The 854-nt window shown below is 40.5% G+C and carries 1 pseudogene; it reads right to left on the bottom strand.

Annotated elements, in window-relative coordinates:
- Positions 1-835, bottom strand: a pseudogene (locus tag ACIQXR_RS19210) (DNA-directed RNA polymerase subunit alpha); the annotation flags it as partial.
- Positions 836-854: the final 19 nt, after the last annotated feature.

Raw genomic sequence — 854 nt, forward strand, 5'->3', positions numbered from 1 at the left:
GACCTAGATTACGAACTTTCATCATATCTTCTTCCGTTTTATGAGCAAGCTCTTGAACGGTATTGATTCCAGCACGTTTCAAGCAATTATAAGAGCGAACAGAAAGATCCAATTCTTCGATAGTCATCTCAAGAACTTTCTCTTTTTGGTCTTCTTCTTTTTCAACCATGATTTCTGCATTTTGAGCTTCATCAGTTAACCCAACAAAGATATTTAAATGCTCTGTTAAAATCTTAGCTCCAAGTGCTACCGCTTCTTGCGGACCCGTACTGCCATCAGTCCAAACATCGAACGTTAACTTGTCAAAGTTAGACAACTGTCCTACACGTGTATTTTCCACTTGGAAAGCTACGCGTGAAACTGGAGTGTAAAGAGCATCAATTGGAATTACACCAATAGGTTGATCTTCTCTCTTGTTTTGAACAGCAGGAGTGTAGCCGCGGCCGCGACGTGCAGATAAGCGCATGCGCATATGACCGTTTTTACCGATTGTAGCAATATATAAATCCGGGTTAAGAATTTCTACATCACTATCATGAGTGATATCAGCAGCCGTAATGACTCCTTCACCCGAAACGTCAATTTCTAGCGTCTTTTCCTCATCGGAATAAATCTTTAGAGCTAGCTTTTTCACATTAAGGATGATTGAAGTTACATCTTCTACGACGCCTTCAATAGTTGAGAACTCATGTAGCACTCCATCAATTTGTATAGCTGTGACAGCAGCACCTGGGAGTGAGGATAATAGGATACGACGTAAGGAGTAACAAAATGTTGTACAATACCCACGCTCTAGTTGCTATAAGACGAATTTAACGAATTTGGGATAGTCGATGTTTTCATCCGTTTGGTGT

Source organism: Peribacillus sp. NPDC097224, from assembly GCF_044761985.1.
In the GTDB taxonomy this organism is placed as follows: Bacteria; Bacillota; Bacilli; order Bacillales; family DSM-1321; genus Peribacillus.